The organism is Brucella lupini (genome assembly GCF_002252535.1).
GTDB lineage: Bacteria > Pseudomonadota > Alphaproteobacteria > Rhizobiales > Rhizobiaceae > Brucella > Brucella anthropi.
Genome location: NZ_NNRN01000041.1, coordinates 50,781 through 77,571 on the forward strand (window position 1 = coordinate 50,781; position 26,791 = coordinate 77,571).

The following is a 26,791-nucleotide window of genomic DNA, read 5'->3' on the forward strand; positions in this document are numbered from 1 at the left end:
TGATGCGCCGAAATCCTTAATGAGCCTTTGCGGTAAGCCCAAACAAAGCCAGATAACAAGAAAGCCGGGACAAGCCCGGCTTTCTTGATTTCGCTTTCAGACAGCTTATTGCGGCTGCGGCTCCATACCCGGTTCGTTGCCAGGCTCGCTGCCCTTGCGCTTGCGCGGGCTTCCAGCCTTCGGCACACCCGAACCACGCGACGGCGTATCGTTGCCCTGATCGCGCGACGGCTTATTGCCCGCAATCAGTTCCTTGATCTCGTCGCCGGAGAGCGTTTCATATTCGAGCAGACCCTCGGCAAGCGCGATCCAGTCCTTCTTCTTCTTGGTCAGGATGCGGGTCGCCTCGGCATACGCCTCGTCGATCAGGCGACGCACTTCGGCATCGATGATCTGCGCGGTTTCTTCCGAAATATTCTGCGTGCGGGACACCGAATGGCCAAGGAAGACTTCTTCCTGATTGTCGCCATAGGCCACACGGCCAAGCTTGTCGGAATAGCCCCACTGGGTCACCATCGAGCGGGCAAGCTTGGTGGCCTGCTGAATATCGGAGGAAGCACCGGAAGTGATGTTTTCCTTGCCGAACTTCAGCTCTTCGGCCACACGACCGCCCATCATGATGGCAAGACGCGATACCATCCAGGTATAGGTGGCCGAATAACGGTCGCCTTCCGGAAGCTGCATCACCATGCCGAGCGCACGACCGCGCGGAATGATCGTTGCCTTGTGGACCGGATCAGCCTTCGGCACGTTGATCGCAACGATGGCATGACCGGCTTCATGATAGGCCGTATTGGCCTTTTCTTCCTGCGTCATGGCGGAGCGGCGTTCCGCACCCATCATGATCTTGTCCTTGGCGTCTTCGAATTCCTGCATGGTCACAAGACGCTTGTTGCGGCGCGCAGCCATGAGGGCAGCTTCGTTGACGAGGTTGGCGAGATCGGCGCCGGAGAAGCCCGGCGTGCCACGTGCGACAACCCTGAGATCGACATTGGGTGCAAGCGGTACATTGCGCACATGCACTTTGAGAATCTGTTCGCGACCGACGATATCCGGGTTCGGAACCACAACTTGACGGTCGAAACGACCCGGACGCAAGAGCGCGGGATCGAGAACGTCGGGACGGTTGGTCGCCGCGATCAGGATGATCGATTCGTTGGCTTCAAAACCGTCCATCTCCACCAGAAGCTGGTTGAGGGTCTGTTCGCGTTCATCATTGCCGCCGCCAAGACCCGCGCCGCGATGACGACCGACGGCATCGATTTCGTCGATGAAGATGATGCAAGGCGCATTCTTCTTGGCCTGTTCGAACATGTCGCGGACACGGCTTGCGCCGACGCCGACGAACATTTCAACGAAGTCCGAACCGGAAATGGTGAAGAACGGCACATTGGCTTCGCCTGCTACGGAGCGCGCCAGAAGCGTCTTACCGGTGCCGGGAGGGCCCACGAGCAGCACGCCACGCGGAATCTTGCCGCCGAGACGCTGGAACTTCTGCGGATCGCGCAGGAATTCGACGATTTCTTCAAGATCCTGCTTGGCTTCGTCAACGCCAGCCACATCCTGGAAAGTCACGCGGCCATGTGCTTCCGTCAGAAGCTTGGCCTTGGACTTACCGAAGCCCATCGCACCGCGCGAGCCACCCTGCATCTGGCGCATGAAGAAAATCCATACGCCGAGGATCAGGATCATCGGAAGCCACGACAGGAGAATGCCGATCAGCGAGCTGGAACCGTCGGTTTCAGGGCGCGCAGTAATCGCGACATCCTTGCTTTCAAGGCGCGAAACAAGACCTGTATCGCCCGGCGAATAGGTCTGGAAGGTCGAGCCATTATCAGCAAACGTACCGCTGATCCGCTGGCCGGTAATCGTGACCGATTTCACGCGACCGTTGGAAACGTCGTCAATAAACTGCGAATAGGAAACTTCACGGGAATTGGAGCGCTGACCTGGGCTTTGGAACAGGTTGAACAGCGCGATCAAAAGAAGAGCAATGATCGCCCAAAGGGCGAAGTTGCGATAGTTCGGATTCATATCGGGTCCAATCGATACCACGGCCATTCCGCGGGCACGGAACGATGTTTCGGTCTAACATAGGATCGAAGGATGGCCTTGCCAAGGCGCGTTCGACCCCGCATCCTCGATTCTTCTCACTCTGGTTTACAAAAATTAGGACATTTCCGCGCAGATACGTCCGATGCGGGCTTCCACAGCCCTTGCAAGATCGAAATCATGCCCCGGCAACACGTGATCGAAGATCGCAAAATGCCGTTCGATATGAATGTCTTGCTGAAATTCTCCATCCTGCAGAAACAGCAAGGCGAACAGCCTGCCTTCCCTATAAAGAGCAGGTGAAACCAGCAAGGCCTCACGTTTTCGAGATTCGATTTCGATATTCTGCGACTTCAGGAAGTCGGCAAGTTCCTGCCGTCCCGGTGCAGCGAGCTCAAAATCCATCATGCCTTCGTTCAAGAAACGGAATCGCCCGTCCCAGACAATTGGCTTGCCCGGCTCCAGATGGAGCTTTGGCAGATTGCGTTTTTCACGAAGAAACCGATGCGGTGAGCCACTGTCGCCGCGCTCGATGAGGGCGCCGAATACGGTCAGGCGATGAGTGTCATCATCTCCAGACAGAACCCGTTCAATACGCGACCGCTCGCTATCGCCCGGCAGGAAACGGCGTCCGCCAGCGATGGCCGCAAGCAATCCTGAGAACAACCGCCTCGCATTGCCGGGAAGCGCGGCGTAAAGCTGCGGATCGACGAGCAAGGCACCGTTCGCATCAGCGCGCAGGCTCGCCGGGTTGCCCAGCGCAGCAATCAAGGCGGCATTGTCCCGCTCGCGCGCAGCACCAGCCTCGGCGATCTGGTCGAGAACCGTCTGCCTGTCAGCCTCGGCGGCAATGCCATGACGAATTCTCGGTCGTTCATATTCGGTGTTGGCATTGCTGGGATCATCCACCCAATTGATACCCCTGCCCCGCAATTCATCGCGCAGTGTCTGCCGGGAAACGGAAAGCAGAGGACGATCAAGTTCAACCGAGCCTTCGAGCCCAAGACCGTCCAGCAACGAGCGCAACGACATGGCCGCAAGCCCGCGCGCCTCGGCGTGGGCGCTACGCTCCTTGCGCATCAGAAAGGTCTCGATCTGGTCGTCCTGCGTATGGCCGGTGACAATGAAGGCTCCGCCAACATCCCGCGCGGCCTGCACCAGCAGCCGATAGCGCGCCGTCCGCGCAGCAGCGGCAAGCCCACTTGTGGGCTTCGCCTCGTCCCAGACGAGAATGCGGTGTTCAATCCCGTATTGCCGGCAAAGCAGCCCGACATTTTCGGCTTCGGCCTTCGATTCGGCGCGCAGTTGATGATCCACCGTCACAGCAATCAGCCGGGGTGGGTTCTGGAGCATGGCCATATAATCCCGGACGAGGAAAAGCAGGCCGAGAGAATCGCTGCCGCCCGAAACGGCGGCTATGACGGCCTTGGCCTGCTCAAATCCGAATGGCTCGAATAATTTGGAAATATTGCTTGGGCTAAGCCCCACGAAATAACTCCGCAATCAGCACTTTGCGCGGCTGCGCTCATCGGCAACGCGCTTCAATATCGCGGGCGCTGCCTTGGGGTAACGTTCTGGAATCTGCGCGAAGGTGGCGCAGGCGACATCGCGATTGTCCATCTTTTCAAGCGTCATGCCGAGCTTGAACATGTTTTCCGGCGCGCGTTTCGAATCGGGATAATCGCGCTGCGTATCAATGAATACCGTCGCCGCTTCCGGATAACGGCCCTGACCGTAAAGCGATTCTCCGAGCCAGAAGCGTGCTTCCGCCGTATTGGGATCAGCCGGATAACGCTTCACATGCTCGCGGAAGCCGGTTTCGGCTGCCTTGTAATCGCCCGACATCAGATACTGATAGGAAGCCTGATAGAGCGAACTGGGATTATCGTCCGTCGGAAGGGATGCAACCGTATCGCCTGCAGCATTTCCTCCCGAGGTGGCGCCGGGTGCCGCACCCGGCTGTGCCGTGCGCGGTGTGGCATCAAGCGTTTCGCCGATTACATTGCCATTGGCGTCGAACCGGATGGAACCCAGCGACTGCGGCGGCTCGCCACGTTCCGGTCCACCCTGTGCGGGTGCGTTCGAACCAATAGCCATGGAATCGGCGCCAGAAGACTGGTTGGCCGCAGTCTGCGAAGAAGCGTTGTATCCACCGTTCTGCGGGGCGCTTCCGGAAACCCCGCCAACGAGGTTTCCGTTATTGCCCTGACTGGTCCCTTGGCTGGAACCAGCATCGGCGAGCGACGTGTCGCCGCCAGCCTGCTGCACTTCCGCATCGGCGCGTTTGCCGGTTTCCAGAAACTGGAAACGGCCTTCGTTTGCTTCCTGCATCTTCTGCATCTGATCCTGCATTTCGAGGATCTGGAAGTTCATGGCTTCCGCACGCGCACCCAGCGCATCTGCTATCGCAGCGGGGTTGCCCATGCCCTGCGCGCAGAGATCGGCGCCCGGCGATGCTGCCGCGGGAGCCGCTTGAGCTGCACCACTGGAAGCAGGCGGGGTTACGCCGTTCTTCTTTTCCAGTTCTTCAAACCGGAATTCATTGTCTTCCTGCGTCTTTTGCAGCTGATTGTCGGTGAAAGAAATCTGGGCGTCCACGTCCTCGACCTTTCCGGTCAGGTTGCGCACCAGTTCCTGCTGCAGGCCGGGACTTTGATAGCCGCCGCCCTGACCGCCGCCGCTGCCATTATCACGCATGGCGTCATCGAGAATTGCTGTCGAACCGATGCTGACATGATTCTGGGCGCCGCCACGGCCCTTCTCCAAGGCCTGAAAACGCGCTTCGTTGTCGCGCTGGATTTTCAGCATCTTGTCGCGAAGCTGCAAGATGCGCGCATAGGACTGGGCGTTTTGATGTGCCAGATTGCAGACCTGCTGCGAAAACTGATCGCCGCCGGGAGCACCTGCCTGCGCGAGCTGAATCCCCCCTTGCGAAGAAACAGATGCCGCCAGAACCGGAGCACTCACCAAAAGCGGCAGCATGGCAATTGCCAGCGTCACTTTCCTCATTGGTTTCCTCATTCCCTTTTGCCCCTGCTAATTCATCCATCCGATTCACCCATCCAATTCGGGGCGAACACGATGATCGAGTGTCGCGCCTGAACAGACGCTGAACATGATTGCCGCACGATCAGCTCCGCTTTTAGAGCATTTCCCGCAAAAGTGCGAAGCGGTTTTGCGTCGGATAATGCGAAAAGCGAAGGCCTTTTGACGCTCACTATGACAAGTGCGACTTCGGCCAAAGTTTGTCGAAACGACCAAACAGGCGGTCAAAAACGAAAAAAGCGGCTCGAAAGCCGCTTTTCCGTAACACTGTCAGGTGCCCGCAGATTAGCTGCCTGCACCGTTGAGAACGGTGACGGCGCGACGGTTCTGCGACCAGCACGAGTCGGCATCGCAAACTGCGACCGGACGTTCGTTACCGTAGGAGATGGTGCGCATACGGTTGGTCGGGACGCCACGCGAAGCGAGGAAGTCGCGGGTGGCAGCTGCACGGCGCTGGCCGAGAGCAAGGTTATATTCACGCGTACCGCGTTCGTCGGCATGGCCTTCGACCGTGATCGAGTACTGCGGATAACGTTGCAGCCACTGGGCCTGCTTGGAAAGCGTCTGCTGTGCATCGGCGCGGATCAGCGAAGAATCGAGATCGAAGAAGATGCGGTCGCCAACATTGACCGTGAAGTCCTGCGAGGAACCCGGCGTTGCAGCGCCTGCACCGAGACCCAGATCACCGGCATTGTTCGGAAGGTTCTTCTTGGACGCACAACCGGCAACGGCGAGCGACATGAAAAGGGCAATAGCGATCGGGCTACGTGCAATCGACTGGATACGGCGCATGGGCCGGAGCTCCTTAAGATTTGATGTTCCTGCGTAACCATCCAATAATCATATTGAGGTTAAGACAGGCTCAAGAAGTATGGTTAATATTTTCTTGCGGCCAGATGCAACCGGCGATTTCCGGCAGCAGTTCTGGTGTTAGCCCTTGGGGGCAAAATACGGCAGAAACACGGCTTCCTGGCAATGATTGTGGCAATTTGAGCATTTCCTGCAAAAGTGCGAAGCGGTTTTGCGTGAGGATAATGCGATAAAACAAGGAGATAGAACGTTTTCCCGTTTCCGGTTGAACCGGAACCGTTCTATCCATGAAAAAGGCGCGAAACCGGAGTTTCGCGCCTTCACTTTCCATAACTATCCGCGAATCCGCTATTCGAGCAGCGGTGACCAGGCCGGATCGGATGCGAAGTTCGGCGTCTGGATCTGGCGCTCGTTGCGACCGGTCAGGTCGATGGTGAAGAGCTTCGGACCGCCTGCACCCGCCGCCTTGCGGAAGAACATCAGCACGCGACCGTTCGGAGCCCAGGTCGGGCCTTCATTGTGGAAGCCCGAGGTCAGCAGGCGTTCGCCCGAACCGTCAGTTTTCATCACACCAATGGAGAACTGGCCCTGCGACTGCTTGGTGAAGGCGATGAGATCACCGCGCGGAGACCAAACCGGCGTGGAATAGCTGCCGTCACCGGCCGAGATACGGCGCGGATTGGAGCCATCAGCACCCATGACATAGAGCTGCGGACGTCCACCACGGTCGGAGGAGAAAACAATCTGCGATCCGTCCGGTGAATAGGACGCGCTCGTATCGATCGCCTGACTGTTGGTCAGGCGCGTGGTCGAACGATTGCGCAGGTCCATCGTATAGATATTGGCGCTGCCGTCGTCCTGAAGCAGGCTCATCACAACCTTCTGGCCATCGGGCGAGAAACGCGGAGCAATGGTCATGCCGGGGAAATTGCCGACGAGTTCACGCTGGCCGGTTTCGAGCTGCAGCAGATACACCTTCGGCGAACCGCCTTCGAACGACATATAGGTGACTTCCTGACGGTTCGGCGAGAAACGCGGCGTCAGCGAAATGGCGCGACCGTCGGAAATGTAACGCACATTGGCGCCGTCCTGATCCATGATGGCAAGACGCTTGACGCGCTTCTGTGCCGGGCCGGATTCATCGACGAAAACAACACGCGTATCGAAGTAGCCCTTTTCACCGGTCAGGCGTTCGTAGATCGCATCAGCGATGATATGGGCGACGCGGCGCCAGTTGTCCGGCGTGGTGAAGAACTGCTGGCCGATCATCTGCTGGCCACCGAACGTATCCCACAGGCGGAACTCAGCCTTGAGACGGCCATCCGGCTGTTTGGTGATGCGGCCCGTGACAAGCGCCTGCGCATTGATGACCTTCCAGTCCTCGAAACGCGGAGCCGCGTCCGGATTGGAGATCTTCTCGATGAAGGCGCCCTTGTCGATCGGTGCAAAAAGACCAGACCGCTCAAGATCGGCCGCGATGACCGACGTGATATTCGGCCCGAGCTGATCAGCCGAAAGGAAATCGGTGATGGCGATCGGCAACGGTTCGATCACCCCCTTGTTGATGTTGATTTCCACGACGGCGCGCGCCGGCATGGTGCAGACAAGGCTTGCGGCAATCATACACGCGAAAGCCGAAAAGACCGTCCGGATCTTTGTATTGATGATGCCGATTTTCATGTCTTCTGGGACCTCTTTGTCCTTGCAGTAAGTTGGTTGGCGACCGGAAACCCGGTCAGAACATTTCGCTCGGGTCGAAGTTGACGATCACTTCCGACCATGAATCATATTTGTCGACTGGCAGATTGTACGGCGCGCAGCGTGCGACAGCGCGCTTGGCGCTCTCGGCTGCTGCACGACCAACACCGTCACCGCCGCCGCCCGATGTCACTTCAGGGACACCCTGAATGGAGCCATCCTGATTCAGCTTCATCTTGACGGTCACGACCAGTCCCGGCGCGTCGGCCACACCGGCAGGCACGTTCCAGCATTTGGAAATCGCACCGCGCAACGCATCCATTTCGCTCTGGCTGAGCTTGGAGCCGCCAGTATTCTTCTTGCCGCCCAGCGATGCCTGATCGGTGGAACGCTTGGCTCCGCCGCCTGCCGCCTTCTGCTTATTCAGAAGGGCAGCAACCTCATCGGCAATCGCATCATTCTTCGATTTCGAAGTCTGAGCGGCGTTCTGCGTCGGCTTCTTATCTTCCGTCGGTTTGCGGTCCGGCGTCTTTGCTGTCTGCGCCTGCGGCGGCTTCGGCTTGGCGTCGGGCGCTGGCACCTTGTCCGGCAGCTTCGGCGTTTCAGCGTCAGGGGTTTCCGCCTGTTTCTCAATGGCTTCCGCCACCGGATCAGGCTTCACTTCCTGCTTTTCTTCCGGCTTAGCCTGAACTTCCGTCGCCGGAACCGGCGTCGGCTTGGTCTCAGGCTTCTGTTCCGGTTTCGGATCAGGCTTCGGTTCCGGCTTTTTTACCGGTTCCGGTTGCGCCTTGGGTTCTTCCGCCGCCTCGATTGGCTTCGCCTTTGCATCGGGCTTTGGCGGCGTCTGGGTATCGATATCCTGATCGCCAAAATTCTCGGCGTTTGGAACAGTCTGCGGTTTGGTTGTCGGCACAGGAGCCGACTTTTCCTTCATGGGCGCAGTCTTTTCGCCCTGCTGGATTTGCGTCATCGACTCGATCGGTACGATATCAACCGGGAACGATTCCGAATCCTGCACGTCGAAAGCCTTCGGCGAGGAAAACGAAACCACTGCCAGCGCGACCGCAACGGCATGCAAGGCAACAGAAGATGTCAGGCCAGCCTTCATGATGGCGTCAGCTATCCTGCTCCTGGAGGGTCACAAGGCCGATATTTTTGAAACCGGCGGCGGAAATGCGGGCCATGACTTTCATGACGGTGCCGTAATCGGCAGCCTTGTCACCACGCACGAAAATGCGCTCTTCATAGCCCGTCTTGGCGATAGCCTGGAGTTTCGGCACCACTTCATCGATCGGAATTTCGGTTTCCTGCAGGAAGATCTTGCCTTCGCTGTTAACCGAAACAGTGATCGGCTGCGTATCGGCATTCATCGCCTTGGCCTGCGTATCGGGCAGGTCAATCGGCACGCCAACCGTCAGCAGCGGCGCGGAGACCATGAAGATGATGAGGAGAACGAGCATCACGTCGACGAATGGCGTCACGTTGATTTCGCTCATCAATGCCTTCTTGCGGCCGCGCCTGCGGCGCCCGCCCGACTGCATTCCCTGATTTCCTACCGACATGCCCATTGCAAGATTCCCGAAGGCTGAAACTACACTCGATGCTTGAAGCCGCTTAATTACGCGGCGTCAGCTTCTCATCAATTTGGCGCGACAGTATGGCGGAGAATTCATCCGCAAATCCTTCCAGCCGTCCGCCGATCTTGCCCGCATCCGCCGACAGCTTGTTGTAGGCAATAACGGCAGGAATAGCGGCGAGAAGACCGATTGCCGTTGCCAGAAGTGCTTCGGCGATACCCGGCGCCACAACGGCAAGACTGGTGTTCTTGGAAGCGGCGATTGCCTGGAACGAGGTCATGATACCGACAACCGTACCGAACAGACCGATGAAGGGGGCTGCAGAGCCGATGGTCGCCAGAAAGCCCAGACGCGAGTCGAGCTTTTCACTTTCGCGCGCCAGCGCGACATCCATGGCCTTGTCGATACGCATCTGCAGGCCAATGGGCGAGCGAGCGCCCTTCTCGAATGATTTCTTCCACTCACGCATCGCGGCCATGAAGATGGACGCCATGCCGGTGGTACGGCGTTCGCCGAGATTGCGATAGAGTTCCTCCAGCGACTGGCCGGACCAGAACGTCTGCTCGAAGCGATCAATCGCGCGCCGTGCCCGTCCGTAAGCAATCGTCTTGTCCACGATGATAGCCCAAGTCCAGATCGAGGCGAACAACAGGCCAAGCATAACCAGCTTGACGACCCAGTTCGCCTGCATGAACAGGCCCCAGAGGGTAACATCGGCGGCGGGGGCCGCTAACGCAACATTTTCCATCGATCTACCGTCCTCGAATCCAAACGCCCGGCCACATGACCGGGCGGTATCGCAAATCCGTTACTCAACGTCTGAAAACAGACGCTCCAAACCTGCGCAGCTTTTCAACTTGAAGCCGTACCTGCCCGACGAGCGGCCGACACTTCGCACCGCAACCGCCGTTCCGGATTTCAACTTTAAATCCATCACGCGCTTGTTACGGTTAATTTTGGTGAAAGGAAGGCGCTGCGCTTCAAGCCTGCCTCTCCACCGATTCCGTCAGGGTGATTAATGGAATATTATGGTTAAAGATGCGTTAGCATTCGCCCAAATAGGTATATTTGCCGCTAGCGCATCGAATTCCGCACGAACATGCCAGTGAAGACAGACATTGGAGCGGTCCTGGGACTCAGTTCTTGCGGTTGTTGGTGAAGGCTTCCCGCCATTCGTCGGGAATGCGGCGCGGATGACCTTCTTTGGTTATCATCACGGCCTCTACCTTCGCCTCCGACAGCAGACGCTCACCGCAGGTAATTTTCTGCGCCATGATGACCCGCGCGCCGCGAATTTCGCTGACGCGGGTTTCAATCAGAATAAGGTCATCCATCTTCGCGGGCGATTTGTAATCGATCTCCATGCGGCGAACGACCCAGACCATTTCTTCACCAAGCGCGCCCTCAGCCAATTCGATATGATGAACGTCCTGCAAACGCAGGAAATCCGTGCGTCCACGTTCGTAGAATTCCAGATAGCGACCGTGATAAACGAAGCCGGAAAAATCCGTATCGGCATAATAGATGCGCGCATAGAGCAGATGCGCGCCGTCTTTCAGTTCGCCAGACACAGCAGCCTGCGCCAATTGTTCCTGTCGTTCCGTCATTCGTCTTCCATGAAGAGGCCGTATTGCGACTGCTGGATGATTTCAGCAGGCGCGGGCAATCCGAGATGCTGCCAGGCGACAGCCGTCAAGACGCGACCGCGTGGCGTGCGCTGCAGGAAACCCTGCTGGATCAGATAGGGTTCGATAATGTCTTCAATTGCGTCACGCGGCTCAGACAGGCCGGCGGCAATGGTTTCGATCCCCACCGGACCGCCGCCGAAATTGCGTGCGATAATATTGAGGTAACGCCGGTCGAGTTGATCCAGCCCGCGGTTGTCCACTTCAAGGCGTGACAGCGCCTCATCAGCGATCTTGCGATCGATGACATCGGCGCCGGCGACCAGCGCGAAATCGCGCACACGGCGCAACAACCGTCCGGCGATACGTGGTGTGCCGCGCGAACGGCGGGCGACTTCCAGCGCACCATCCGGCGAAATACCCATCTGCATGATGCGCGCACCACGCCGCACGATATATTCCAGTTCCTCAACCGTATAGAAATTGAGCCGTGTCGGAATACCGAAGCGGTCCCGCAACGGCGTCGTCAGAAGCCCGAGACGGGTCGTTGCCGCAACCAGCGTGAACTTGGCAAGATCGATCTTCACCGAGCGCGCGGCAGGCCCCTCGCCGATGATCAAGTCGAGCTGGAAATCCTCCATGGCCGGATAGAGGATTTCCTCCACTGCCGGGCTGAGACGATGGATTTCGTCGATGAACAGAACGTCGCGCTCTTCCAGATTGGTCAGCAGAGCCGCAAGATCGCCCGCCTTGGCAATAACCGGGCCGGATGTGGAACGGAAATTGACGCCCAGCTCCTTGGCCATGATCTGCGCCAGCGTCGTCTTGCCTAGACCCGGAGGGCCAACGAACAGGACGTGGTCAAGCGCCTCGCCACGCACTTTGGCGGCCTCGATAAAGACTTTCAGATTTGCGCGCGCTGCCGCTTGGCCGACAAAATCGTCAAGCGTCTGCGGGCGCAGCGTATTGTCTTCGTCTACGCGTCTGTCAGCATCAATGAGAGGGTTGCGGTCGCTCATGCCATCCTCCTCGCATGAACATATCGCTCAGGCAAGTAAATCACCGCGACAATTCCTTCAGACCCAGGCGGATGAGCTTGGCCGAATCGGCATTCTCCCCCGCTTCCTTCAAGGCCGCGGCGACGGCATTGGCGGCCTGATCACGCGAGTAGCCGAGATTGGAAAGCGCCGACACCGCATCGGCAACCGGCGCCGGAGCAGCGCCCGCGCCAAGTTCCTGCTTGAGTCCGATCGTGCCGCTCGCATCACCAGCGAAGGCAGGCGCCTTGTTCTTGAGTTCGGTCACGATGCGCTCAGCAACCTTCTTGCCGACACCCGGCGCGCGCGAAACCATGGCGATGTCACGCAGTGCAATTGCATTGGCGAGTTCCGACGGCGACAACGTGCCGAGCACGGCGAGAGCCACCTTGGCGCCAACGCCCTGCACATTCTGCAACAGGCGGAACCATTCGCGCTCAAGCTGATTGGCAAAGCCATAAAGGCGGATCATGTCTTCGCGAACATAGGTTTCGATAAACAGGATGGCCGCCTCGCCCGCACCGCCCAGATTGCCGAGCGTGCGCGCCGAACAAAACGCAACATAGCCAACACCATGCACGTCGATGACGGCATGATCCTCGGCAATTTCATCGATCACACCCTTGAGCTTACCGATCATGGCCACCTACGCGATAAGTTGTTGCAACCGGCGCGCACTTGCGATGCTTTGCCGGTGATGCGCATGACAAATGGCAATGGCAAGTGCATCGGCGGCATCGCTCGTATCGAACGATGCGCGCGGCATCAGCACTTTCACCATCATATGGATTTGCTGTTTTTCACCGTGTCCAACGCCGATTACAGCCTTCTTCACGGCATTCGGCGCATATTCGGCAACGGGCAGTCCAGCCTGCGCGGGAGCCAACAAGGCAATGCCGCGCGCCTGACCAAGCTTGAGCGTCGCCGTTGCATCCTTGTTGACGAAGGTGTGTTCAACCGCCGCCTCATGCGGCATATATTCATGCAGGACTTTGGAAAGACCTTCATGCAGCTGGCAGAGGCGCGATGCAAGATCCATCTCGGCATTCGAGGTCACCGTCCCCGAACCGATGAAATGCAGTGAATTGCCTAACGATTCGACAATGCCCCAGCCGGTACGGCGCAGGCCCGGATCGATACCAATGATGCGAATCGTTTCTTTCATAAGCGAACCCTATCCTCAGACGGATTCACTTGACAGCAGAAAAGTGAACAAAAGAGAAACATGCGCCACGAAGGGCGCACATAATCAATCGTTATGAAGCGCCAAAAGCAGTTTTGAGCAATACGATCTGTTCGGAAACCGGATTGCCACGTGGAACGCCCTGCAGCGAGACCACTTCACCGTAAACTTCGCGGTCCATACGGCGCACACGCGCCTGAAGGCGCATGGAACGTTCGACCAGCTCCATGAATGCTGCAGGCAATTCGGACCAGCCTTGCGCGATTTCACCCGCCGATGGCGTATCAAGACGCACCTTGGCTTTCTCGGCTGCAACCTGCTGACGGGTCATTTCACCGTTGCGCGCCGCGCGCTGGAGCAGCAACCACGAAGCAACCTGCATCAGGCGCGTGGTCAGACGCATCGATTCGGCGGCATAGAGCGTCGCAGCCACACGCGAAAGATTGCGCGCATCCTCACGGCCTTCGCCGTCGAGATAGCTTGCCGCTTCCTCGACCATATCCATGCCTTCTGCATAGATCGGCTTGAACGAATCCGAGAAAACCATGCGCTCTGCGAGGCTGATCATATTGCTCGGCATCTGGCTCTGTTCGCTAATCACTGCTCTGCTACCTTGCATGACCGCCTGTATCGGCGGCCCATTCCGTTGCCGTATTCGTCCAGTGGGATATGCCAGACGGATACGAATGAAACCATTGAACCGCTGTTCGACCATGGGGGAGGCTGAGACGGAACAGCTGTGCTAAACAAGTCCACGATAAACTGCACCTTCATACACCGTCGCGCAAGTTTATGTTTAACATTCGGTTAACATTTTCAGAGGCTTTTGACGAAAGCCTGTAACAAAGCATGTCCCCCAAAAGTGGAAACCGGTTTTGGGACAAGGACATGCGTGAAAAAGATTAAAGCGTGTCGTTTGAATATGACAAGGCGCGACACGCTTTAGAACGGATTGGGCAGTTGTTCCGTTCCGCGCGCCTGCATGTGGAAATCGATATTCCCCCGATATGCAGCAAAAAGCGCACAAAAAAAGAGCCGCAATGGCGGCTCTCAGGAGTTTAACAGGGAGGCGTCAAACAGAGTGGCTAAACCACTCGGTAAGAATCCAGCCGAACTGGATGTAAACCATTTAACATTCTTAAGATTAATGAATGGTTAATTTCTGCGTAGCGCTGTGGATAATCTCACGCAATCCGGCACTTTTCACTCAAAGAAAAGCCGCCCGAAATGGGCGGCTGATCAGTAGTGGTTAATAGCGCTGCATCGCGGGTTTGGAGTTTGACGCAACCTGCATCTTGACGGGTTCGGCAGCAGGAACAGCGGGCTTTGCCGAAACGGGAGCCCCCTTCTTGCCCCAACCGATGGTTGGCAGCCATTCCAGATAATAGGCCAGTGCGAACTGCATCACGATGCCGGTTGCGATCAGCAAAGTGTCATAAGGCAGGCCGCCCGGGTTCACGAGCTTCATCACCTGCGCAACCATTGCCAGCAGCGTACCGGCAATGAAGACCGGCAGCGAATGCTTGCCGAGAACGGCGAGAGGATTATCCGGCGCAGTCCGGGCGATATTGTTCAGCGTCGGAACGACGGCGATGAGATAAGCAATCGCCAGCACGTGCAGCAGACGCGGACCCGACAGGAAAGTCTTGTCGAAGCCGGTAAGAACCATGGGCAAGCCCATCGACGCATCGATGCCCCAAAGCGGAATACGCACCCATGCCAGCGCCAGCACCAGATAGCCAACGGCAAGACCGATCAGCAGCGGATGCTTCGGCAGCTCGCCACCGCGACGTACATGAATCACGCCTGCAATACCGATTGCAAACAGGAACTGCCACGACAGCGGATTGAGGAACCAGACGCCTTCGGTCGGATAATTTACCGGCGCAACATGATAGAGGCCTGACAGGAACCAGACCGTGCCGGAAACACCGAGCATGAGCGGCAGGCTGATGCGCGCAAGCAGAAGCAGGATCGGGGTCAAAACCAGCATCACGGCATACATCGACAAAATGTTGTTATAGCCGAGCTGATGCCCCATCGTGACGATGCCGAACAGCGCTTCGACCGGGTGCTTGACCAGCGGCGCGATGTTGATCTGCGTAAGCAACTCCGAACGCTTCAGGAAGATAGCGGCAGCGGCGAAAATGGCGATGGTCGCCATGGTCGTCATGATGTGCGTCGTATAGAGCACACCAGCGCGGCGCCACATTTTCAGCGACAGAAGCAGGCGGTTGCCGGGAGCGAATTTAGATCCATAGGCAAGCGCCACGGCCATGCCGGAAATCAGCACGAAAGCTTCAGCCGAATCGGAGAAGCCCAGATTCTTGTGCGTGAAATGCTCGTAGATCGTGCCGGGCACATGGTTGATGAAGATCGTTAGCAGCGCGAGCGCACGAAACACGTCGATGCGCGTGTCGCGCATTTTCGTCGGTTGTGCGGGCATCGCTTCTCTAGCGGTCGCAATATTCATTTACCAGCCTGCCTATCTTTGAAGGAAAGTGCCTGCACTTGGGATTGCGAGCCTTTCCTCTTTTCTTCGTGTCATTCCGGATGGGTAGCCGGAACAGTTTCACACGTTCTGCCGGAGCGTTCAGCGCCCGGTCTTGGTGTGGTTTATATATGCGTTAATCCCGGCAGAACCGGGTTGGTTCCGATCAACTTTCGTTCCAGTGGATAACATTATGCCAGCCCGGACAGGCGCGGCCCCGAGAAGGTTTCGCCAATGAATACTTGCCGAAGCCCGGTTGCGTCGCATAAATGCGACAAAACAAATAGATAGAGCCCCGCTTCCGTTTCCGGTAAACAGAACGCCTCTATTGCCCGAATTCCATCACGTTTTTCCCGTTAGGCTTGGCTCATGAACACGCCCGCTCACCAGACTGAAACCGAACGCTGCCGCATCGTGCTGGTTGCGCCTCCACTTGCCGACGGCGCGGCCCTCGCAAAGCTTTTGACGGCTGCGCTCTCGGGTGGCGACGTTGCAAGCGTCATTCTCGACACCGGCGATCTCGACGAAGCCACTTTTCAGGCCACGGCTGAAAAGGTCATCCCCGTCATTCAGGAAAAAGGCGCCGCCGCGCTTATCCTGAACGATACGCGCATCGCGGGTCGCGTCGGTGCAGATGGCGTTCATATCGAAGGCAAGGCTGCCGATCTGGCAGATGCGATCGAAAAACATACGCCGAAGATGATCGTCGGCACCGGCAATCTGCGCGACCGCCATGGCGCAATGGAAATCGGCGAGTTGCAGCCCGATTATGTTTTCTTCGGCAAGATCGGTGCGGATAACAAGCCGGATGCCCATCCGCGCAACCTGTCGCTGGCCGAATGGTGGTCGCAGATGGTGGAAATTCCCAGCATCGCGCAAGCCGGAAGCACGCTGGAAAGCATCATCCCCGCAGCCGAAACCGGCGCGGATTTCGTTGCGCTCGGTCGGGCGGTCTTCGACGCCGAAGACCCTGCAAAAGCTGTCGCGGAAGCCAACCGGCTTCTCGATGAGAACGCGCCACGCTTTGAAAACTGATCCCTTCATCAAGGTCTTGCCGATGCCCATGAAGAACAAACTTCTTCTCGCTGCCATTTTGACAATCGCGCTGCCGGTCCTGCCTGCTCTGGCAGCGGGCGAGCCGGTGCGCGGTCAAAAGAACAGCCATCAGGGCGATCATCAGGATAAGAAAGCCGACAAGCCTGCCAAGCCGGTGATGCTGCCGCAACCGGCAACGACCGAACCGATGCCCCACATCGACCCAAGCCGTTTCGGCGACAAACCGGCAGACGAGGCTTTCGGTGCATTTCAGCGTGGCCTTTATCTGACCGCTTTCAATCTGGCCAAGCCACAGGCTGAAAAGGGCGACCCAGCATCGCAGACACTCATTGCAGAAATTTATGCGCGCGGCCTTGGCATCCCCGCCAACCAGAAACTGGCGGCGGAATGGTACGAGAAAGCAGCCAATAACGGTGTTGTAGAAGCGCAGTTCCGCTATGCCGCACTTCTGCTTCAGGGCACCTACGCCAGGAAAGACCCCGTCAAGGCAGAGGAACTGATGAAGAAGGCTGCCGAGGGTGGCAATGCCATGGCGCAGTTCAACTACGGCCAGATGCTGATGGAAAAAACGCCGGGCAAGCCGGGCATCGATCTCGCCTTCCCGTGGTTCGAGAAGGCGGCCGGGGCCACGCTGGCCGATGCACAATATGCACTCAGCCAGATTTATGCCAACGGTACCCCGACCATCCCCCGCGACGACAAGAAAGCGCGCGTCTATCTCCTGCTTGCTGCCGCACAGGGTTATGATACGGCGCAGTTCGATCTGGGCCGCTGGCTGATTGAGGGCCGCGGTGGCGACCGCGACTACGAACAGGGGTTTGGCTGGATGCGTCTTGGCGCACAGCGCGGCATGGTAATGGCGCAAGCTTGGCTCGCCCGCCTCTATCGCGATGGCATCGGCACAGAAGGCGATCTCGTCAAAGCAGCGGCCTGGTATATTGTTGCCCAGCGCGCCGGTTTTCGCTCACCAGACCTCAACGACATGATGGACGGACTGGCTGACGACCAGATTAAACAGGCCATAGAAACTGCCAACAATCTGCGTGTCCGCTGATTTTTGGGCGAATTTTGAGGCTGCATTGGCTCTCTTTTCGCGCTCAGGCTTGCGCCAAGCGCCTTTTTATGGTCTTGAGACGCCGATTATCGTGGTTCGAGTATAAGGCAGGTGCGCAATCTCCGGAATAATGCCGGACGGTTGCCTTTTCGTCGTCATGCGTCGAACCGCACATGGTTTCACATTTTCATTCCGGATCAAGCTCATGAAGATCAATGGTAACGAAATCCGCCCCGGCAATGTCATCGAACATGCTGGCGGCTTGTGGGTTGCGGTCAAGACCAACGCCGTCAAGCCTGGCAAGGGCGGCGCTTATAATCAGGTCGAACTGAAGAACCTCATCAACGGCACCAAGCTCAACGAACGTTTCCGCGCTGCAGAAACCGTCGAGCGCGTTCGTCTGGAACAGAAGGATTTCTCGTTCCTCTACGAACAGGGCGAAGCGCTGATCTTCATGGACACCGAATCCTACGAACAGCTTGAGCTGGCCAAGGATTTCGTCGGTGACCGTGCCGCTTTCCTTCAGGACGGCATGATGGTTACTGTCGAACTCTATGAAGAAAAGCCTATCGGCATTCGCCTTCCGGATCAGGTCACGCTTGCCATCACCGAAGCCGACCCGGTCGTCAAGGGCCAGACCGCTGCTTCGTCCTACAAGCCGGCTGTACTTGAAAACGGTATCCGCATCCTCGTTCCGCCGTTCATCGCATCCGGCGAACGCGTGATCGTTGATACCAACGAACTGACCTACGTCAGCCGCGCTTAATACGAAAAACGAGATTTGTGGTGCCTGAATCAGGCACCACTTTATCCATGTCGCAAAGTTTGCGACCGTTCTTTCTCAGATCGCTCAATTCCTCGACCTCCACCGAATGTGTTTCGGTTCGGATGTTCGACATTCTGTTTATGATTAACTGCTTGATCCCTTTCAAAATCCACGCTTCGGGATCGTGCTTACAAGGACAATGAAATGGCCCGCTCAGCCCTTCTCAACGTTATGGTACAGGCCGCTATGAAGGCCGGCCGCAGCCTCGCTCGCGATTTTGGTGAAGTCCAGAATCTTCAGGTTTCTCTCAAGGGCCCCGGCGACTATGTCAGCCAGGCAGACCGCCGCGCCGAACAGATCATCTATACGGAATTGAGCCGCGCCCGCCCGGATTATGGCTTCTTGATGGAAGAATCCGGCGAGGTTGAATCCAAGGACGGACAGCACCGCTGGCTGATCGATCCTCTCGACGGCACCACAAATTTCCTGCACGGCATTCCAGTTTTCGCAGTCTCCATCGCTCTCGAGCGTCAGGGGCAGATTGTCGCCGGCGTCATCTACAATCCGGCCATGGATGAGCTTTACACCGCAGAGCGCGGCGGTGGCGCATTCCTCAATGACCGTCGCCTGCGCGTCGCATCACGCAACAAGCTGGTCGATTCCGTTATCGGCACGGGTATCCCGCATCTGGGTCGCGGCCATCACGGGCATTATCTGGTCGAACTGCGCAATGTCATGGCCGAAACAGCAGGCATTCGCCGCATGGGCGCCGTTGCACTCGACCTCGCCTATGTTGCAGGCGGCCGTCTGGATGGTTTCTGGGAAGATGGCATGCATCCGTGGGATCTCGGCGCAGGCATTCTGATGATCCGCGAGGCCGGCGGTTTCGTCTCGGACAAGAATGGCGGTCAGGACATTTTCGGCACCAAGACCATCGTTGCAGGCAATGAAATCATTCAGAAGGCATTGCTGAAAACGATCAACAAACCGATCTAAAAAAGACCTGCTGCTTTGTCGATCCAATGGTTTGTTTCACCTGGGTCATCTCCAGCAATCTAGAAACAAGGCCGAGCGCTTAAATGGCTCGGCCTTTTTATTAATTTAGAGCGTATCTATAGAAAATTATGCTACAGTTGGCCGAGAAACTTTCCCAGAGCCTCAAGTATATTCCCAAGAATATTCCACCAATTCATGCTTAGTCCCTCTCACAAAGTTGAGTGTACGAAGCAATAATTATCAAAATTAGAAAACTTAAAAATAGCAACTTATAATTTATTTATTACCATCAATTATATAGGTATATATAAGAAATAAATTATATTAAGATCACGGGATTTAATATTATAAACTTTTTGCTCTACGATATTCAGACCATCCCGCGAGCCTGACAGCACACTCCACAAATCCGCGTAATTTTCTTGTTCCAATGATTCCGCTTCACGAATTAATGAAGTAGGCTTCTTTTCAAACACGCGACCATGGAGCGGAACGCATGAGCGATTTGAGAGTTTCCCGGGACCGTCTGGACGAGGGACGCGATTACGACCCCTACCGCCTGTCGAGCCCGCGCATTGTCATTCTCTCCATGGCGATCTTCCTTATTATCGTGGCTTTTCTGGCCGCGATCCTGATGCGGCAGATCCATACGTTCTTCGTCACCAATCCCGGCCTTAACGGGCTCATTCTCGGCGTTCTTCTGGTCGGTATTCTGCTGGCCTTCGGACAGGTGTTGCGACTTCTGCCAGAGATTCGCTGGGTCAACTCATTCCGCGACGGTGACCGCGACGGCACCACGCGACCGCCCGTCCTGCTTGCACCGATGCGGGCTTTGATCGGCCGCCGCCAGTCGATGGCGCTTTCCACTGCCTCCATGCGTTCGATCCTCGATTCCATCGCGACACGTCTTGATGAAAGCCGGGATATATCGCGCTATCTGATCGGGCTTCTGGTCTTTCTTGGTCTGCTCGGAACATTCTGGGGCCTTCTCGAAACGGTCGGCTCCATCGGGCGCACTATTCAGACCCTCGACCCGAATTCAGGAAGCACCGGCGATGTACTGGATGCGTTGAAGGCAGGCTTGCAGGCTCCGCTTTCCGGCATGGGCACGGCCTTCTCGTCTTCGCTGTTCGGTCTTTCAGGTTCGCTGATTCTCGGCTTCCTCGACCTTCAGGCGGGCCGCGCGCAAAACCGTTTCTATACCGAACTGGAAAACTGGCTTTCCTCCGTCACCGATATCGGAACCGAGATCGGTGCCGACCAGAATGGAGGCACGGAAGAAATCCGCGTTCTGGCCGACCGGTTGCAGAACCTGCATGGCGGCGACGCGTCCACGCAGCGCACCACGGCAGCGCTGGCCAATCTTGCCGAAGGCATACAGGGCCTCGTCAAGAACATGCGCAGCGAGCAGCAGATCATGCGCGACTGGGTGGAAAAACAGGCGGACGAGCAGAAGGCTATCCGCCAGACGCTTGATCGTCTCACCAAGGCCATCGGCGAGCGCTCGCACGACCGCAAATCCGATCGCACGGACAAGGCGGAGTAAGCAGCCATGTCCCTCGCCCGCAACCGCCGCTCCCAGAGGCATGTCGATTACTGGCCGGGCTTCGTCGATGCCCTGACGACGCTGCTGCTCGCAATCATGTTCCTGCTTACCGTCTTCGTGCTGGCGCAATTCCTGCTCAGCCGCGAGGTGAACAACAAGGATAGCGTTCTCGCACGGCTCAATAGCCAGATACAGGAACTGACACAGCTTCTGTCGCTGGAGCGCAGCAATTCGCAGGACATGCAGGACACCATCGCCAATCTGCAGGCTTCGCTGTCCAGCACGGAAAGCGAGCGTTCACGTCTGCAAAGCCTTTTGAACGAAGGCAGCGGCGCAGGTGCTGCCGCTGAAAAGCGCGCTGGCGAACTGTCCGAAAGCCTTGATGCCGAAAAGCAGGTCAGCGCTCGTGCACTCAGTCAGGTGGAACTGCTGAACCAGCAGATTTCAGCCCTTCGCCGCCAGATCGCAGCACTTGAAGATGCGCTCAACGCTTCTGAAAGCCGCGATCGCGAATCGAACGCCAAGATCGCCGATCTCGGTCGCCGCCTGAATGTCGCATTGGCGCAGCGTGTGCAGGAGCTGAACCGCTATCGTTCCGACTTCTTCGGACGCCTGCGTGAAATCCTGTCCGACAAGGAAAATATCCGTATCGTCGGCGACCGCTTCGTCTTCCAGTCGGAAGTTCTTTTCCCGACAGGCTCGGCGGATATCAATCCTGCCGGTCAGGACGAGATGAAGAAACTTGCCGATGCGGTGATCCAGCTCAACCAGGAAATCCCGGATGACATCAACTGGGTACTGCGTGTCGACGGTCACACGGATAATGTGCCTCTGACTGGCACGGGACGCTTCCGCGACAACTGGGAGCTTTCGTCAGCCCGCGCAACCGCAGTGGTCAAATTCCTGATCGCCAATGGCGTACCGGCCAACCGGCTCGTTGCAGCAGGTTTTGGGGAATATCAACCTCTCGACGCCTCCGACACAGCCGATGCCCGATCCAAGAACCGGCGCATCGAGCTGAAGCTGACCGAACGATAAGAAGAAATAACGGGGGCAACGCCCCCCGTTTCACTTCGCAGCGAAGGCTCCGGCACCTGCCTCGAATTGCAGCTTGGCGAGACGGGCATAGATGCCACCCTTCTCGACAAGGCTTTGATGTGTGCCTTCTTCGACAATATGGCCATGGTCGAGCACCAGAATGCGGTCGGCCTTGAGCACGGTCGCAAGCCGGTGCGCGACGACAAGCGTCGTGCGATCAGCCATCAGACTGTCCAGGGCCTTTTGCACCAGCATTTCGCTTTCAGCATCAAGCGCCGATGTCGCTTCATCAAGAAGAAGGATGGGCGCAGCACGCAAGATTGCCCGCGCAATGGCGATGCGCTGGCGCTGGCCCCCTGAAAGCGTCACACCGCGTTCGCCGACTTCCGTGTCATAGCCCTTGTCGAGCGCCATGATGAAATCATGCGCAAGGCCTGCCTTTGCCGCTGCCACAATCTCCTCGTCGCTCGCTCCGGGTCTACCGAAGGCGATGTTTTCGCGCACGCTGGTGGCGAAAATCGCCACATCCTGCGGCACGGTTGAGATGCGTGTCCGAACGGCCTGCGGGTCAGCATCAGGCAAAGCCACGCCGTCGATCAGGATCTTGCCTGACTGCGGATCGTAATAGCGCATGACGAGCGCGAAGATCGTGCTCTTGCCTGCACCCGAGGGACCGACAATCGCAACAGTCTCGCCGGGCTTCACGGTGAAGCTGACGCCATTGAGCGACGGTGCATCCGGACGCGTCGGATAGGAGAAATGCACGGAATCGAACACGACCTCACCGCGTGGCGGCACCGGCATGGCAACAGGTTTCAAAGGCGCGGCAATACCCGGCTGCTCGTCCAGAATTTCGACAAGCCGCTCCGTAGCCCCTGCTGCCTGCGCCAGTTCCCCACCCACTTCCGACAAGGCGCCGAAGGAGCTGCCTGCGAACACGGCATAAAGCACGAATTGACCGAGCGTACCGGCAGACATCGTGCCGGCCAGCACATCACGCGAACCGAACCAGAGCACCGCAACAATGCTGGAGAAGATCAGGAAAATGGCAAAAGCCGTCAGGATTGCACGCGCCTGAATGGAGGAACGCGCCGCCTGAAAGGCTTTTTCTACCGCGCTGCCAAAACGCCCGACCACCATATTCTCGTTGGTGAAAGCCTGCAGCGTGCGCATCGCGCCGATCTGTTCGCTGGCATAGGCATTGGCCTTCGCCAGCATGTCCTGCGTCATACGGGAACGGCGACGCACAGAGCGTCCGAAGGCGATCAGGGGCACAACGATGATCGGGATGGCAGCAATGACCAGCGCAGAAAGCTTCGGGCTGGTCACGACCATCATCGCCAGCGCGCCGACACCCAGAATCATGTTGCGCAGCGCGACAGAGGCCGTAGCGCCCACCACCGACTTGATCTGCGTCGTGTCGGACGACAGGCGCGAAACGATTTCACCCGACTGTGACCGGTCGAAGAATTCCGGCGAAAGCGCCGTCACATGCGAAAAGACCGCATTGCGCAAATCCGCGACCACTCGCTCGCCGAGCGAGATCACGAAGAAATAGCGCAGGCCCGACGCCAGCGCGAGAATGAGTGCCAGCAACACGAGCATGCCGAAGTAATTATTGACGAAGATCGCATTCGATCCCGTAAAGCCATGGTCGATCATGCGACGCAGCGCGACGGGCACGGCAAGGGTCGTTACAGCGGCCAGCACCAGCGAAAAGAGCGCGCCTGCAACCAGGACCTTATAGGGTGCCAGAAACGGCAAAACTCTCTTCAGCGGCTTCAGCGTGCGGCGTTTGCGGCCATCTTCTGCAGTCAATTCGTGATTCATATCAATTTCAGTATCCCGGTCGGCCATTCTTGTGTTTGCGCCCTTGTTATTGCCGTGCGCCTGATGTATAGGCTCGCCAACCCTTTTGGAAGCCGTTGCCTGTAGGTAATGGGTCTTCATATCTGCCATTGGGCGAAAGTGCCGCAGTTTCGATAGTCAAGGCTGCGCTTTTCACCCCAGACTTTCAGGATTGAGAAGATGAAAGCCAATATCCATCCCGACTACCACACCATCAAGGTCGTGATGACCGATGGCACCGAATACATGACCCGTTCGACCTGGGGCAAAGAAGGCGATACGATGAACCTCGATATCGACCCGACCACCCACCCAGCCTGGACAGGCGGTTCGCAGACCCTGCTCGATCGCGGCGGTCGCGTTACGAAGTTCAAGAACCGTTTCGGCAATCTCGGCATCTAATCCGATATTGCATCTGGTTGAAAAGCCCCGCCTCGGCGGGGTTTTTTTTATGCCTGAATTTTATTCATCAGGGCACAAAAAAACTCCCGGATAACCGGGAGTTTTGCATCATTGTTGTGAGCACGAGAAATCAGGCGCTCAGCTTTTCCATCACTTCGTCGCTGACTTCGAAGTTCGTGTAGACGTTCTGCACGTCGTCATCGTCTTCGAGCACGTTGAGAAGCTTGAGAACCGAACGCGCCTTTTCCTCATCCAGCTCGGTATTGGTCTGCGGCTTCCAGATCGTCTTGATCGATTCGGCTTCACCGAGAGCAGCTTCCAGAGCCTTGGACACTTCGCCGATATCTTCGAACGCGCAGATGATGACGTGTTCTTCTTCACCGGACTGCACATCGTCAGCACCGGCTTCGATGGCCGCTTCCATAACCTTGTCGGCGTCGCCGACGGAGGACTTGTAGACGATTTCGCCAACACGGTCGAACATGAAGGACACCGAACCGGTTTCGCCCAGCGCACCGCCCGACTTCGTGAAGGCTGCACGCACATTCGATGCCGTGCGGTTACGATTGTCCGTCAGTGCTTCCACGATAACCGATACGCCGCCGGGGCCACGGCCCTCGTAGCGCACTTCATCATAATTCTCGCCGTCATTACCCGCGGCCTTCTTGATGGCGCGCTCGATATTGTCTTTCGGCATGGACTGCGCCTTGGCGTTCTGGATCGCCAGACGCAGGCGCGGGTTCATCGTGGGGTCAGGCAGACCCTGCTTGGCAGCGACGGTGATTTCGCGTCCGAGCTTGGAAAACATTTTCGACCGCACCGCATCCTGACGGCCCTTGCGGTGCATGATATTCTTAAACTGTGAATGGCCGGCCATGGCACCCCTGTTCTGTTTAAAATGCTGTGCACGGAGAAAGCGTCACGCATGAAACAGAGATCAAGCAGAGAAGGGCCACATGCCGGGCCACAGTGCTTTCCGTGCAGAATGGCGGCGTTATAAGGAATTCAGGCCCATTCGTCCAGCAAAAGCGCCGGTGCCCCCCGAATCTCTGTCAACAAAAGCAATATTGCTCGACCCGCCAGGCAAAGCGGATTATCTATAAATTCATGATTCAGCCCGCCCAGAACACCCCCAGCGAAACCATCGCAGCCCGTATCAGCCGCATTCTTGCCGACCGCATCATCGCCGGTGAGATCGAGCCCGGCACGAAACTGCGACAGGATCACATTGCCGAAGAGTTCGAGACCAGCCATGTGCCGGTGCGCGAAGCATTCCGGCGACTGGAGGCTCAGGGGCTTGCTGTTTCCGAACCTCGGCGTGGCGTTCGGGTTGCATCGTTCGACATCGGCGAAATCAGGGAAGTGGCGGAAATGCGGGCCGCTCTGGAAGTCCTGGCGCTGCGCCATGCAGCCCCGCACATCACGCAGGCAACGCTTGATGCCGCCGAACAGGCCACACTGGAAGGCGACAAGTCACGCGATGTCAGAAGCTGGGAAGACGCCAATCGCCGCTTCCATCGGCTCATCCTCGAACCATGCAAGATGCCGCGCCTGCTTGCAGCCATCGATGATCTTCACGCTGCCAGCGCCCGGTTTCTCTTCGCGACCTGGCGGTCGGAATGGGAAACCCGCACCGACCACGACCATCGCGCCATATTGCAGGCGCTGCGCCAGAACGATGTCGAGAGCGCAGTGACCATTCTCGCTCGTCATGTACAATGGATTGGACACCGTCCGGTCAAGACCGCATCGGGCAAGACGCGCGATTCGTTTGCGATTGTCGGTTGATCAGGCGCTTGCACAGATAAGCACCTCTTTTTCATCGTCGCCATTCTGGTCACTCGTGCAGATTTTCGTCTGCGCGACAGAGTCTCGGCGCGCGTCTCCCACAACCACGCGCCGTTCTCTTTGCACCACCTCTTGCGTTTATCGTCAGGAGCTTTAAGAAGATATAGATCGAATCTCAATTTTATCTATAATTTGAGGAAGCTATGACGACCATCACCCAGACGCGCCCATCCTTCAGCCCGCTCAATCTGGAATCCCGCTCCCCTGCGATGCGCCTTGCGGCCGTTGCGCTTGGTACGCTGGTTCTCGCCATCTCGTCGCAGATCGAAGTTCCGATGATTCCGGTTCCGATCACGCTGCAGACCCTGATCGTTCCGCTGATCGGCGCGCTTTATGGCTGGCGTCTTGGCATGGCCACGGTTTTGGCCTGGCTCGGCGAAGCCATGCTCGGACTTCCGGTCCTTGCAGGCGGCGCTGGTGGTCTTCCGCATTTCGCAGGCCCGACCGCAGGCTATCTCGTTTCCTTCCCGATCATCGCCGCGCTGACCGGCTATCTGGCCGAACGCGGCTGGAACGGTAACCGCGTCGGCCTCGCCTTCGTTTCGTTCCTTGCCGCCAATGTGGTCTGCCTTGCTCTTGGCGCGGCCTGGCTGTCCAGCATCATTGGCCTTGAAAAGGCTGTTGCCTTCGGCGTGACGCCGTTCCTCGTCGGCGCCCTCATCAAGTCGGCTCTCGGCGCTGCGATCCTCAAGGCCATCGCCCGCGACGGCAAGGCCTGA

26 protein-coding genes are annotated in these 26,791 nt (G+C 57.5%); 9 read left to right on the plus strand and 17 right to left on the minus strand.

Features of this window, described 5'->3' with window-relative positions:
- Window positions 1-105: 105 nt before the first annotated feature.
- From ftsH to CES86_RS08765, 15 genes are all read right to left on the minus strand, one after another.
- On the minus strand, window positions 106-2,034 hold the full coding sequence (gene ftsH / locus CES86_RS08695; protein WP_010661368.1) for an ATP-dependent zinc metalloprotease FtsH: 1,929 nt from the start codon (window positions 2,032-2,034) through the stop codon (window positions 106-108).
- A gap of 135 nt (window positions 2,035-2,169) precedes the next feature.
- Window positions 2,170-3,540 (minus strand): tRNA lysidine(34) synthetase TilS, encoded by a 1,371-nt coding sequence (gene tilS / locus CES86_RS08700; RefSeq protein ID WP_012091340.1) that lies wholly within the window; start codon window positions 3,538-3,540, stop codon window positions 2,170-2,172.
- 15 nt (window positions 3,541-3,555) lie between these two features.
- Window positions 3,556-5,073: a tol-pal system protein YbgF gene (ybgF, locus tag CES86_RS08705; protein ID WP_012091339.1), complete on the minus strand. Its 1,518-nt coding sequence runs from the start codon at window positions 5,071-5,073 to the stop codon at window positions 3,556-3,558.
- Window positions 5,074-5,382: 309 nt separating this feature from the next.
- A complete protein-coding gene (gene pal, locus CES86_RS08710) occupies window positions 5,383-5,889 on the minus strand; it encodes a peptidoglycan-associated lipoprotein Pal (RefSeq protein WP_010661371.1) in 507 nt (168 codons plus the stop codon).
- A 70-nt stretch (window positions 5,890-5,959) separates the two neighbouring features.
- Entirely contained in the window at window positions 5,960-6,238 is a 279-nt protein-coding gene (locus tag CES86_RS08715; RefSeq protein ID WP_012091338.1) for a hypothetical protein, read from the minus strand.
- A 17-nt stretch (window positions 6,239-6,255) separates the two neighbouring features.
- The gene (gene tolB / locus CES86_RS08720) at window positions 6,256-7,587 is read right to left on the minus strand and encodes a Tol-Pal system beta propeller repeat protein TolB (protein WP_010661373.1); all 1,332 of its coding nucleotides are present in this window, start codon (window positions 7,585-7,587) and stop codon (window positions 6,256-6,258) included.
- A 55-nt stretch (window positions 7,588-7,642) separates the two neighbouring features.
- Window positions 7,643-8,713 carry a hypothetical protein gene (locus CES86_RS08725; protein ID WP_012091337.1) on the minus strand — a complete coding sequence of 357 codons (1,071 nt, stop codon included), beginning with the start codon at window positions 8,711-8,713 and terminating at the stop codon, window positions 7,643-7,645.
- Window positions 8,714-8,720: 7 nt separating this feature from the next.
- Window positions 8,721-9,173, minus strand: coding sequence for a protein TolR (tolR, locus tag CES86_RS08730; RefSeq protein WP_010661375.1), 453 nt, complete (start codon window positions 9,171-9,173; stop codon window positions 8,721-8,723).
- Window positions 9,174-9,219: 46 nt separating this feature from the next.
- Window positions 9,220-9,930 carry a protein TolQ gene (tolQ, locus tag CES86_RS08735; RefSeq protein WP_010661376.1) on the minus strand — a complete coding sequence of 237 codons (711 nt, stop codon included), beginning with the start codon at window positions 9,928-9,930 and terminating at the stop codon, window positions 9,220-9,222.
- A gap of 388 nt (window positions 9,931-10,318) precedes the next feature.
- Window positions 10,319-10,789: a YbgC/FadM family acyl-CoA thioesterase gene (locus CES86_RS08740; protein ID WP_012091336.1), complete on the minus strand. Its 471-nt coding sequence runs from the start codon at window positions 10,787-10,789 to the stop codon at window positions 10,319-10,321.
- The gene (ruvB, locus tag CES86_RS08745; protein ID WP_012091335.1) at window positions 10,786-11,826 is read right to left on the minus strand and encodes a Holliday junction branch migration DNA helicase RuvB; all 1,041 of its coding nucleotides are present in this window, start codon (window positions 11,824-11,826) and stop codon (window positions 10,786-10,788) included. Before ruvB ends, CES86_RS08740 begins: the two co-directional genes overlap by 4 nt.
- A gap of 40 nt (window positions 11,827-11,866) precedes the next feature.
- Window positions 11,867-12,484, minus strand: a complete 618-nt coding sequence (gene ruvA, locus CES86_RS08750; RefSeq protein WP_010661379.1) for a Holliday junction branch migration protein RuvA — start codon at window positions 12,482-12,484, stop codon at window positions 11,867-11,869.
- 6 nt (window positions 12,485-12,490) lie between these two features.
- A complete protein-coding gene (gene ruvC / locus CES86_RS08755; RefSeq protein WP_010661380.1) occupies window positions 12,491-13,009 on the minus strand; it encodes a crossover junction endodeoxyribonuclease RuvC in 519 nt (172 codons plus the stop codon).
- A 91-nt stretch (window positions 13,010-13,100) separates the two neighbouring features.
- Window positions 13,101-13,607: a protease adaptor protein RcdA gene (rcdA, locus tag CES86_RS08760; protein WP_010661381.1), complete on the minus strand. Its 507-nt coding sequence runs from the start codon at window positions 13,605-13,607 to the stop codon at window positions 13,101-13,103.
- A gap of 669 nt (window positions 13,608-14,276) precedes the next feature.
- The gene (locus CES86_RS08765) at window positions 14,277-15,500 is read right to left on the minus strand and encodes an OpgC family protein (protein ID WP_085982332.1); all 1,224 of its coding nucleotides are present in this window, start codon (window positions 15,498-15,500) and stop codon (window positions 14,277-14,279) included.
- 387 nt (window positions 15,501-15,887) lie between these two features.
- Here CES86_RS08765 and CES86_RS08770 point away from each other — a divergent pair, with 387 nt between their 5' ends.
- From CES86_RS08770 to CES86_RS08795, 6 genes are all read left to right on the plus strand, one after another.
- On the plus strand, window positions 15,888-16,553 hold the full coding sequence (locus CES86_RS08770) for a thiamine phosphate synthase (RefSeq protein ID WP_010661383.1): 666 nt from the start codon (window positions 15,888-15,890) through the stop codon (window positions 16,551-16,553).
- Between the two features lie 28 nt (window positions 16,554-16,581).
- Complete coding sequence (locus CES86_RS08775; protein WP_029376273.1) at window positions 16,582-17,628, plus strand: tetratricopeptide repeat protein; 1,047 nt, start codon at window positions 16,582-16,584, stop codon at window positions 17,626-17,628.
- Window positions 17,629-17,833: 205 nt separating this feature from the next.
- Window positions 17,834-18,394, plus strand: coding sequence for an elongation factor P (gene efp, locus CES86_RS08780; RefSeq protein ID WP_010661385.1), 561 nt, complete (start codon window positions 17,834-17,836; stop codon window positions 18,392-18,394).
- 204 nt (window positions 18,395-18,598) lie between these two features.
- Window positions 18,599-19,390, plus strand: coding sequence for an inositol monophosphatase family protein (locus CES86_RS08785; protein WP_010661386.1), 792 nt, complete (start codon window positions 18,599-18,601; stop codon window positions 19,388-19,390).
- A gap of 496 nt (window positions 19,391-19,886) precedes the next feature.
- Entirely contained in the window at window positions 19,887-20,936 is a 1,050-nt protein-coding gene (locus CES86_RS08790) for a MotA/TolQ/ExbB proton channel family protein (RefSeq protein WP_094514182.1), read from the plus strand.
- A 6-nt stretch (window positions 20,937-20,942) separates the two neighbouring features.
- Window positions 20,943-21,974 carry a peptidoglycan -binding protein gene (locus CES86_RS08795; protein ID WP_010661388.1) on the plus strand — a complete coding sequence of 344 codons (1,032 nt, stop codon included), beginning with the start codon at window positions 20,943-20,945 and terminating at the stop codon, window positions 21,972-21,974.
- Between the two features lie 30 nt (window positions 21,975-22,004).
- Here the strand turns inward: CES86_RS08795 and CES86_RS08800 are convergent, their stop codons facing one another.
- Window positions 22,005-23,933: an ABC transporter transmembrane domain-containing protein gene (locus tag CES86_RS08800; RefSeq protein ID WP_094514183.1), complete on the minus strand. Its 1,929-nt coding sequence runs from the start codon at window positions 23,931-23,933 to the stop codon at window positions 22,005-22,007.
- Between the two features lie 69 nt (window positions 23,934-24,002).
- Between CES86_RS08800 and rpmE the strand changes: the two genes are divergently transcribed.
- Complete coding sequence (gene rpmE, locus CES86_RS08805) at window positions 24,003-24,224, plus strand: 50S ribosomal protein L31 (protein ID WP_002964804.1); 222 nt, start codon at window positions 24,003-24,005, stop codon at window positions 24,222-24,224.
- Between the two features lie 130 nt (window positions 24,225-24,354).
- On the opposite strand, the gene CES86_RS08810 is transcribed toward rpmE, so the two are convergent.
- Window positions 24,355-25,101 carry a YebC/PmpR family DNA-binding transcriptional regulator gene (locus CES86_RS08810; protein WP_010661390.1) on the minus strand — a complete coding sequence of 249 codons (747 nt, stop codon included), beginning with the start codon at window positions 25,099-25,101 and terminating at the stop codon, window positions 24,355-24,357.
- Window positions 25,102-25,331: 230 nt separating this feature from the next.
- Between CES86_RS08810 and CES86_RS08815 the strand changes: the two genes are divergently transcribed.
- Together CES86_RS08815 and CES86_RS08820 are read left to right on the plus strand one after the other, a co-directional pair.
- Window positions 25,332-26,012, plus strand: a complete 681-nt coding sequence (locus tag CES86_RS08815) for a GntR family transcriptional regulator (RefSeq protein WP_012091328.1) — start codon at window positions 25,332-25,334, stop codon at window positions 26,010-26,012.
- 203 nt (window positions 26,013-26,215) lie between these two features.
- On the plus strand, window positions 26,216-26,791 hold the full coding sequence (locus CES86_RS08820; protein ID WP_012091327.1) for a biotin transporter BioY: 576 nt from the start codon (window positions 26,216-26,218) through the stop codon (window positions 26,789-26,791).